The 1,332-nt window shown below is 78.5% G+C and carries 1 protein-coding gene; it reads right to left on the reverse strand.

Annotation, left to right across the window (positions count from 1 at the left end):
* Nucleotides 1-1,211: protein kinase (locus ACFV0G_RS39405; protein ID WP_380558762.1), on the reverse strand; the 1,211-nt coding region annotated here is incomplete at its 3' end.
* Nucleotides 1,212-1,332 lie beyond the last annotated feature (121 nt).

The following is a 1,332-nucleotide window of genomic DNA, read 5'->3' on the forward strand; positions in this document are numbered from 1 at the left end:
GCCGTCGCCAGTGCGACGGTCAGCAGCGTCCGCCAGGAGACGCCCCGGCCGGCCGGCACCGGCACGGCCGGTGCGGCGGTCGGCGGGCCCGGGTACGGGTGGCCGGCGGCCACCGGCACGGTCGGGGTGCCGACCGGCTGCGGCGGGCCGAACGCGCCGAGCGGCGGCGGCACCGCACCGGGCGCCGGGTGGTGCTGCGGCGGTGCCGCCGGTCCGGTCCCGACCGAGGGCACCGTGGCCGCGGCGGTGGGCGTCGGCGCTGCGGCGGGCGGCACCGGCAGCGGGGTGGGCGGCGTCCTCGGCAGGTCCGCGCGCCGGGTGAGCTCGGTGCCGACCTGCGCGGGGAGCCAGTCGTCGCCGAACCGCAGCTGCCCGCCGACCGCCGGGTGGCTGCGCGCGGCCGCGATGACCTCGGCCGGTCCGGGGCGCGCCGCCGGGTCCTTGGCCAGGCACCGCCCGACCAGCTCCCGCAGCTCGGCCGGGACGGCGGACAGGTCGGGCTCCTCGTGCACCACCCGGTAGAGCACGGCCGTCTCCGGGCCCTCGCCGAACGGCGGGACACCGCCGGCGACGTACGCCGCGAGGGCGCCCAGCGCGAAGACGTCGGTGGCCTCGGTGACCGGCCTGCCCTGTGCCTGCTCGGGCGACATGAAGGCGGGCGAGCCGATCCGGAAGCCGGTGCCGGTGAGCGCGGTGGCGTCGGCGGCCCGGGCGATGCCGAAGTCGATCACCCGCGGCCCGTCCGCGGCGACCAGCACGTTGGCCGGCTTGAGGTCGCGGTGCACCACCCCCACGCCGTGGATCGCCTGGAGCGCCTCCGCGACGCCGCCGGCCAGCAGCAGCACGGTGCGCACCGGCAGCGCGCCGTGCTCCCGCACCACCTGCTGCAGCGACGGGCCCGGCACGTACGCGGTGACCAGCCACGGCGCGTCCGCGTCCAGACCGGAGTCGATCACCTGGGCGGTGTAGAGGCCGTGGATCCGCTGGGCGTTCGACACCTCCTGGGCGAACCGGCGCCGGAACTCCGGGTCCTCCGCGAACTCCGGGCGCACCACCTTCAGCGCGACCGGCCGGCCGCCCGGCGTGGAGGAGAGGTAGACCCGGCCCATCCCGCCGGCGCCGAGTCTGGCGTACAGCCGGTAGCCGCCCACCTCGCGCGGGTCGTCCGGGAGCAGGGGCTGGAAGACGGGCGGCAGTTGATCGGTCGGCATGCGGTGGCTCCCCCTCGGACGCGGCGTGACGCCCCATACGGTAGCGACCTGACGGATCATCGGTCCGCGGGGGGAGCGGGCGGGGAACGGGCGAGGCCCGGTCCCGCCGTGACGGCGGGAC

The organism is Kitasatospora sp. NPDC059571, assembly GCF_042735675.1.
GTDB lineage: Bacteria > Actinomycetota > Actinomycetes > Streptomycetales > Streptomycetaceae > Kitasatospora.